Below are 7,755 nucleotides of genomic sequence, written 5' to 3' on the forward strand. Positions count from 1 at the left end.
GGCTGTAAAAGCTGATAAAATCAGCGTAGTAGAGCCCACTCAACCACTGCGTCTTGCTCGACAATCCAAAAATAATTAAGAGGCTAGGACTTTTGTCCCAGCCTCGTGTTTTAGCCTACAAAAGCATTGATTTCTGCTTCGATATTTGCAATTTTTTCTTTAGCATCTGCTTCAGATTCACCAACTGTAGCGATGTAGAATTTGATTTTTGGTTCTGTACCTGAAGGACGAACGGCAAACCATGAATCATCAGCCAAGATGTATTTAAGAACGTTGCTTGGAGGAGTTGTCAATTTTTCAACGCCGTCAGCAGTAGTAGCTGTTTGTTCCAAGAAGTCTTCTGTCTTAGCAATGTCTGTATTGTTAAATTGTTTAGGAGCATTGCCACGGAATTTATCCATAATTTTCTTGATTTCAGCAGCTCCGTCCACACCTGAAAGGGTAACAGAGATGGTTTTTTCTGCGAAGTAACCGTATTGTTTGTAGATTTCTTCGATACCATCTGCCAAAGTCATACCACGTGAGCGGTAGTAAGCTGCGATTTCAGCAACGATAAGAACGGCTTGGATAGCGTCTTTGTCACGTACGAATGGTTTGATCAGGTAACCGAAGCTTTCTTCAAAACCAAGCATGTAAGTATGGTTGTGTTGTGTTTCAAATTCATGGATTTTTTCACCGATAAATTTGAAACCAGTCAAGACGTTAAACATGGTTGCGCCGTAGCTTTCTGCAATCTTAGTTACCAACTCAGTTGATACGATGGATTTACAAAGAGCAGCGTTGGCAGGAAGGGTACCAGCTGTTTTGTGAGCTTCAAGAATGTATTTAGCGATAATTGCTCCGATTTGGTTACCTGAAAGGTTAAGATAAGAACCATCTGGTTGGCGGATTTCAACACCAAGGCGGTCAGCATCTGGGTCAGTTGCAACCAATACATCAGCGTCTACTTTGCGACCAAGCTCTTCAGCAAGAGCAAAGGCAGCTTGGTTTTCAGGGTTTGGAGATTTAACAGTTGAGAAGTCAGCATCTGGAACAGCTTGAGCTTCAACAACTTGAACAGCTTCAAATCCAGCTTGGGCAAGAGCACGACGAGCCAACATTTCACCAGTACCATGAAGTGGAGTGTAGACAATCTTCATGTCGCGTCCGTATTCATTGATCAAGTCTTGGTTGATGTTAACGCCTTTCACTTCTTTCAAGTATTCAGCGTCGACGTTTTCACCGATAACTTCAATCAAGCCGTTAGCTTTGCTTTCTTCAAGGTCAGCCAATTGTACAGTGAAAGGATTTTCGATAGCACGGATGTAATCTGTCAATGCATCAGCATCTGCTGGAGGCATTTGTCCACCGTCTTCACCGTATACTTTGTATCCGTTAAATGGAGCTGGGTTGTGGCTAGCTGTTACCATGATCCCAGCAAATGTGTGGAGATGACGAACAGCAAATGACAATTCAGGTGTTGGACGAAGGCTTTCAAATACATAAGATTTGATGCCATGAGCAGCCAAAACTTGAGCTGATTCAAAAGCAAACTCAGGAGAGAAGTGACGGCTGTCGTAGGCGATCGCAACACCGCGTTTCTTCGCTTCCTCACCTTTTGAGTCGATTAATTGGGCCAACCCTTCAGTTGCTTGGCGAACAACATAGATATTAATACGGTTGGTACCAGCACCGATTAATCCACGCATACCAGCTGTACCGAATTCTAGGTTGGTATAGAAGGCATCTTCTTTTGTTTTTTCATCCATTGCGACCAACTCATCACGAAGGTAAGCTGGTAATTCAGCAAAGTTGAGCCATTTTTGGTAGTTTTCTTGATAGGTCATGCAAGCGTCTCCTTTTTGCTTATAATTTAATCGCTTACATTATAGCAAATTTTTTCAGAAAATTCTAGCGATAATTGTAAATCTTTTCAAAAAAATAGAGCTAATTCACCATCAAAAAAAGCCAAGATAAATTGGTCTTGGCTTGAAAGGTTATTTTAATTTTTCAAGAGATGGAACGACTGCACTGGTAATGAGTACTGTCGCAATGACTTCGATGAGTGAGTTAGTAGAGACAATCAAGCCAAGGAAATGTTGAATCCCCCCTCCAAAACTGTTGCCAAAGAAGAAATAAATCCCACTTAGAACGAAAACAGTATTGGTCATAGAGCCGACAATTCCAGCGATCACAAGTCCAGTACGATTACGAATCCAGCGATAGACGAAGTAAGGGGTTACCCCGATGAGAATCCGAGGGACTATGGCAATGATAAGGGAGTAGAGATTCCCGTGAGGGACAAAGGGACTAAAGAGATAGCTGGCTGGTGTTAAAACCAAGGTATTCATAGTGAGGCTAAAGAGTCCCATGAGGAGTCCTAAGATAGCTCCAATTCGTGGACCGTATATGATAGAGGCGATCACGACAGGAATATGAACCAAGGTTGGTTGAATTCCTGATGGAACAAATTGCAGAATGAAAGATGTCACAAAGTGAATGGTGATCATCACCGCAAAAAAGATGGCAATTCGTGAAATAGAAGATGATTTTCTCATAAACAATTCTCCTTAACAGTTTCTACAATAGTTTCTACAGGCGCTAGAGCTCCAGCACCTTTGTCCCCACAAGCAAGAACAGCATCACGAGGTTGGATAATCTGGTAACCATAGTCTTGTAAGAGCTTTAGATTTCGTTGGGTAGCGGGATGTTCTAGCATTTTTGTATTCATAGCAGGGGCCAGTAATTTTTTTGTCCTTTGAGGCAAGGCTAGAGCTGTGCTTGTGACCATATTATCTGCAAGTCCCATAGCCAATTTAGCAATGGTATTGGCACTGGCCGGCGCTACAAGAAAGAGGTCAGTTTCTTTCCCAATGTCGATGTGCTCGATCCGCTGTGGATCGTCTTCCATCATAACATCAAGCCCTACTTGATTCTTTGAAAGAACTTGCAAGGTTAAAGGGGTGATAAATTTTTGGGCTGAAGGAGTCATGAGGACCTTCACTTCAAAGCCCAATTTGGTTAGTTGGCTGGTAATATCAGCAGCTTTATAGGCGGAAATACTACCGGTAACCGCTAAAGTAATGTGTGTCATATGTTCCTTTTTATTTGATATAACGTAGGATAGCCTCTGCGATTTCTGTTTTCGTAGAAGCTTCTAGGACCTGATCATCTGTCACTAGATAGGCTTGATGCTGACCGTTCTGAATCTTGGTCAGATCATTGGCAACGATCATGCTGGCATGATTTTTAACGAGGCTTTCACGCGCCACCTGGATCAACTCTTCAGAAGAAACGTCGACTAATAGCTTAAAGCCGATCAGTTGAATAGCAGGGTTCCATTCTTTGACGAGCGAGATAATCTTGGGATTTTTCTTTAGAAAGAGCACTTGGTATTCTTCTTTGGAAGAGATTTTAGCTTCCTGATTTTCGCGATGGATAAAGGTATGAAGGTCTTGAGCCTTCTCAACTTCCTCAAGGCCTGTCATGTAAACAGGTGTGTAGTCTGAAACAGCCATAGCGTGAATCAAAACCTGATGTTGAGGGACTTCCGTTTTCATTTGTGTGAGAAGTTCTTCGACATTCTTGACCAATAGAAGACGAAGGTGTGGGTGAGGATCGGGTTTAAGCGCAGAAGGCGTTGTGATCAAGGTCACCTGATGTCCCTTTGCAAGAGCCATTTCTGCAAGGATTTTTCCTAGGCTCCCGGTGGAATGATTGGTGATCGAACGAACACTATCAATGGCTTCGCTCGTTCCGCCTGATGTAATTAAAATATGCATATGCTTATTTTACACAAAAAAGATACGTAAGTAAAGTTCTGAAGCTATTAGGATTAGCTATGTGTAGCCATAAAATTTAGATAAAAAACGAACGTTAGATTCAAAAGGTGGAAAAACTATGTTATTTTCGCGAATTTTAGGTATAATAGATCTATCAAATATAAAGGAGTCCCTTATGAAAACAGATATCGAAATTGCTCAAAGCATTGAACTCCGACCGATTGTGGACGTTGTGAAGAAGATTGGTTTGGTTGACGATGATCTTGAATTGTATGGAAAATACAAGGCGAAATTGAGCTTTGATAAGATTCGTGAAGTTGAGAAAAATCCAGTAGGAAAACTTATCTTAGTCACTGCGATCAACCCAACTCCAGCTGGAGAAGGGAAATCAACCATTACCATTGGTCTAGCAGATGCTTTGAATAAAATCGGTAAAAAAACCATGATTGCCATTCGCGAACCTTCTTTAGGTCCGGTTATGGGGATTAAAGGTGGTGCTGCTGGTGGTGGCTATGCCCAAGTTCTACCGATGGAAGACATCAACCTTCATTTCACAGGGGATATGCATACGATCACAACGGCTAATAACGCCCTCTCAGCATTGATTGATAATCATTTGCACCAAGGAAATGAGCTTGGAATTGACCAACGTCGGATTATCTGGAAACGGGTAGTGGACTTGAATGACCGCGCTCTTCGTCATGTTTCTGTCGGTCTTGGCGGTCCTTTAAATGGGATTCCGCGTGAAGACGGTTTTGATATTACCGTTGCTTCTGAGATCATGGCCATCCTTTGCTTGGCGACAGATATTGAAGATTTGAAACGTCGTTTGGCCAACATTGTTATTGGTTACCGCTATGATCGTAGTCCAGTTTATGTCCGTGATTTAGAAGTAGAAGGGGCTCTTGCCTTGATCCTCAAAGATGCGATCAAGCCAAACTTGGTTCAAACCATCTATGGTACACCTGCCTTTGTTCACGGTGGTCCATTTGCCAATATCGCCCATGGATGTAACTCTGTATTAGCAACGACGACAGCTCTTCATTTAGCTGACTATACGATTACAGAAGCAGGTTTTGGGGCTGACCTTGGAGCTGAAAAATTCCTTGATATTAAAACTCCAAACTTGCCTACATCACCAGATGCGGTTGTGATTGTTGCGACTCTCCGTGCTCTTAAGATGAACGGTGGAGTGACCAAGGATGCTTTGACTGAAGAAAATGTAGAGGCTGTTCGTGCTGGTTTTGCCAACTTGAAACGTCACGTTGAAAATATCCGTAAGTTTGGCATTCCTGCAGTGGTTGCTATCAATGAATTTATCACAGATACAGAAGCAGAAATTGCTGCTTTGAAAGAATTGTGTGCTGAAATTGAGGTGCCAGTTGAGCTTGCGAGTGTATGGGCGAATGGTGCGGACGGTGGAGTTGACCTTGCTGAAACCTTGGTTAAAACCATCGAAACAAGTCCAGCTTACTACACACGCTTGTATGATAACAACCTTTCTGTTGAAGAAAAAATTGAAAAGATTGTTACAGAAATTTACCGCGGTACGAAGGTGAATTTTGAGAAGAAAGCTAAGACACAAATTGCTCAAATCGTGAAAAATGGTTGGGATAAGTTGCCAATCTGTATGGCAAAAACACAATATAGCTTCTCTGATAATCCAAATGCCTTGGGTGCTCCTGAAAACTTTGAAATCACTATACGTGAAGTGGTTCCAAAATTGGGTGCAGGCTTTATTGTCGCTTTGACTGGGGATGTCATGACCATGCCTGGTTTACCAAAACGTCCAGCTGCTTTAAACATGGATGTGGCCGCTGATGGAACGGCTATCGGTTTGTTCTAATTATAAAAATACAAAAAGAACTTTTGTTCAAATGAACAGAAGTTCTTTTGTTATGGACTCGTCTAGGTTGATGATGCAAGAAGCTGATGACTGGATTTATGATAGGTAAACCATAGTTGAAGAGTCATGGGAACCCAAATCAAGGGCTCGCACAGAATGACTCCTATATAGCCTGTATGGGGAATAATCAAGAGAACAAAGAGAATTTTTCCTGTTAATTCGATAAAGCTCGAAATCAAAGGGGTCAATTTTCGGCCGATGCCTTGAAGAGAATTCCCTAGAATCAAGAGACATCCTAAGACCGGATAGAAGCAGGAGCTGATTTGCAGATAGAGACTGGCATTTGCGATCAAATTAGGATTGGTTGATCCAGAAATCAGGCTCGTTAAGAACGGACTGGTAAAGAAGAGGAGGATGGCAACAAAGACAGACCAAAGGAGGGAGAGCAGACAAGCCTGTTTGACGCCTTGTTGAATCCGTCGGAATTGCTTGGCACCAAAGTTTTGAGAGGTGAAAGTGGTCATACTAGAAGAAATAGCGGTCATTGGCAGGAGGGCAAAGGACATGATCCGACGAGCTGAGATTTGGGCACTAATGATGGTCATTCCAAGCTTATTAATAGCTGATTGTAAGATGACGGTTCCGATAGAGACGATCGAAGACATGAGACCCATGGTCAGTCCTTGACTGATCAAGTCCTGATAGAGCTTTTGATCCCACACAAAATCGGTGCGACTGGGTAGAAGAAAAGGCACTTTTTTACGGATATAAAAGAAACAAAGAAGGGCGGAAAAACTTTGCGCAATAATGGTCGCGATTCCAGCGGATTGGACTCCAAGATGAAGTTGGGTAATAAAATAAAGATCGAGAAGAATATTGAGAATAGCGGCGATAATCAAGAAATAGAGGGCCGCTAGGCTATCGCCAACCGCTCTAAGAAGTCCAGCGCAAAGATTATAGGCAAAGGTCACAGCCACACCATTAACAATAGTAGCGATATAGAGATAAGACTGAGACACAATGGCTGATGGAGTCCCTAAAAACTGGAGCAGGGGAAAAAGTCCAACAGCACCAATGAAGACCACGAAAAGACTGAGGATACCTCCAATAATAGCAGTTGCGGCGACTGATTTTCGTAATTGGTCTTCGTTTTTGGCTCCATAATTTCTCGCGATAATAATCCCCATCCCATTTCCAACACCGACAGCAAATCCAACGATCAAATCAAAAATAGCAGAGGTCGCCCCAATGGCGGCCAAAGATTTTTGACCTAAAAAACGCCCTACAATCATGACATCCGAGGTATTGTAGAGTTGTTGAAAGATATTGGACAAAAGAATAGGAAAGGCAAAACTCAAAAGAGCGGGTAAAATAGGACCATCTATGAGGTCCACACGCTGAATTCTTTTCATAGTGTCATTATACCAACTTCAGGAACCAGCGACAAGCGTCGATAGTTGAAGGCCCTTACATTTTTTGGTATAATCAGGGCAGAAAAGGAGGCTTTTATGAGCTTAACCAGTCAATTAATCACGGAAACGTTCCCAGATCTGGACAAGGTCGAGAGGCTGAATATCGAGGCATTTCCAGAAGAAGAGCGAGTTCCTTTGTCGGAATTCCTGCGTTATACGGACAATGACGATGCTAATTTTTTTGCTTTTTATAACGAAGAAGAATTTGTAGGATTTGCTTTTTCTATCTATAATCAGAAAGTTTTTTATGTTAGCTTCTTTGCCATTATGCCCCACCTACGTAGCCATGGTTATGGTCAAGAAATCATTGAAAAATTGGTAGAATTTTACCAAAGAACCATGATTCTTGAAGTGGAACGTTTAGATGAAGAATGTGACAATCTAGAGCAACGTCAGTCTCGGATGGATTTCTATAAGCGAAATGGATTTAAAACTGCCAATGCCTTTTTAGAATACGAAGGACTGAGCTTTGAAATTCTCTATCGGGGTGATCACTTTGACGAAGAGGCTTATCGCGATATTTTCCGTAAACTGCAGGAAGAAAATTATTTCGATTTCCGCATTAAATATAGACGCTTTAGTGACCACTAGACAAGAAGGAGGCTGGGACAAAAGTCCTAGCCTCTCAATTATTTTTGGATTGTCGAGCAAGACGCAGTGGTTGAGTGGGCTCTAC

7 protein-coding genes are annotated in these 7,755 nt (G+C 42.2%); 2 read left to right on the forward strand and 5 right to left on the reverse strand.

What is annotated here, in order from left to right:
• Positions 1-110 precede the first annotated feature (110 nt).
• The 4 genes from NFR56_RS09555 to NFR56_RS09570 form a co-directional block, all read right to left on the reverse strand.
• Positions 111-1,826 carry a phospho-sugar mutase gene (locus NFR56_RS09555; RefSeq protein WP_134974472.1) on the reverse strand — a complete coding sequence of 572 codons (1,716 nt, stop codon included), beginning with the start codon at positions 1,824-1,826 and terminating at the stop codon, positions 111-113.
• Positions 1,827-1,976: 150 nt separating this feature from the next.
• Entirely contained in the window at positions 1,977-2,537 is a 561-nt protein-coding gene (locus NFR56_RS09560; protein WP_045759407.1) for an ECF transporter S component, read from the reverse strand.
• Complete coding sequence (gene coaC, locus NFR56_RS09565; protein WP_049490880.1) at positions 2,534-3,073, reverse strand: phosphopantothenoylcysteine decarboxylase; 540 nt, start codon at positions 3,071-3,073, stop codon at positions 2,534-2,536. Before coaC ends, NFR56_RS09560 begins: the two co-directional genes overlap by 4 nt.
• A gap of 10 nt (positions 3,074-3,083) precedes the next feature.
• Positions 3,084-3,761 (reverse strand): phosphopantothenate--cysteine ligase, encoded by a 678-nt coding sequence (locus NFR56_RS09570; RefSeq protein WP_134974471.1) that lies wholly within the window; start codon positions 3,759-3,761, stop codon positions 3,084-3,086.
• Positions 3,762-3,936: 175 nt separating this feature from the next.
• Between NFR56_RS09570 and NFR56_RS09575 the strand changes: the two genes are divergently transcribed.
• Positions 3,937-5,607 carry a formate--tetrahydrofolate ligase gene (locus NFR56_RS09575; RefSeq protein ID WP_251458784.1) on the forward strand — a complete coding sequence of 557 codons (1,671 nt, stop codon included), beginning with the start codon at positions 3,937-3,939 and terminating at the stop codon, positions 5,605-5,607.
• A gap of 62 nt (positions 5,608-5,669) precedes the next feature.
• Here the strand turns inward: NFR56_RS09575 and NFR56_RS09580 are convergent, their stop codons facing one another.
• Positions 5,670-7,019, reverse strand: a complete 1,350-nt coding sequence (locus tag NFR56_RS09580) for an MATE family efflux transporter (protein WP_251458786.1) — start codon at positions 7,017-7,019, stop codon at positions 5,670-5,672.
• Between the two features lie 96 nt (positions 7,020-7,115).
• Between NFR56_RS09580 and NFR56_RS09585 the strand changes: the two genes are divergently transcribed.
• A complete protein-coding gene (locus NFR56_RS09585; RefSeq protein WP_070589038.1) occupies positions 7,116-7,670 on the forward strand; it encodes a GNAT family N-acetyltransferase in 555 nt (184 codons plus the stop codon).
• Positions 7,671-7,755: the final 85 nt, after the last annotated feature.

Origin of the sequence: Streptococcus caecimuris (genome assembly GCF_943193075.1) — a bacterium.
Taxonomy (GTDB): domain Bacteria; phylum Bacillota; class Bacilli; order Lactobacillales; family Streptococcaceae; genus Streptococcus; species Streptococcus caecimuris.

Bases quoted from the DNA above. Each gene is read 5' to 3' on its own strand.
- NFR56_RS09555 (WP_134974472.1), bottom strand. From the start codon at position 1,826: ATGACCTATCAAGAAAACTACCAAAAATGGCTCAACTTTGCTGAATTA.
- NFR56_RS09560 (WP_045759407.1), bottom strand. From the start codon at position 2,537: ATGAGAAAATCATCTTCTATTTCACGAATTGCCATCTTTTTTGCGGTG.
- coaC (WP_049490880.1), bottom strand. From the start codon at position 3,073: ATGACACACATTACTTTAGCGGTTACCGGTAGTATTTCCGCCTATAAA.
- NFR56_RS09570 (WP_134974471.1), bottom strand. From the start codon at position 3,761: ATGCATATTTTAATTACATCAGGCGGAACGAGCGAAGCCATTGATAGT.
- NFR56_RS09575 (WP_251458784.1), top strand. From the start codon at position 3,937: ATGAAAACAGATATCGAAATTGCTCAAAGCATTGAACTCCGACCGATT.
- NFR56_RS09580 (WP_251458786.1), bottom strand. From the start codon at position 7,019: ATGAAAAGAATTCAGCGTGTGGACCTCATAGATGGTCCTATTTTACCC.
- NFR56_RS09585 (WP_070589038.1), top strand. From the start codon at position 7,116: ATGAGCTTAACCAGTCAATTAATCACGGAAACGTTCCCAGATCTGGAC.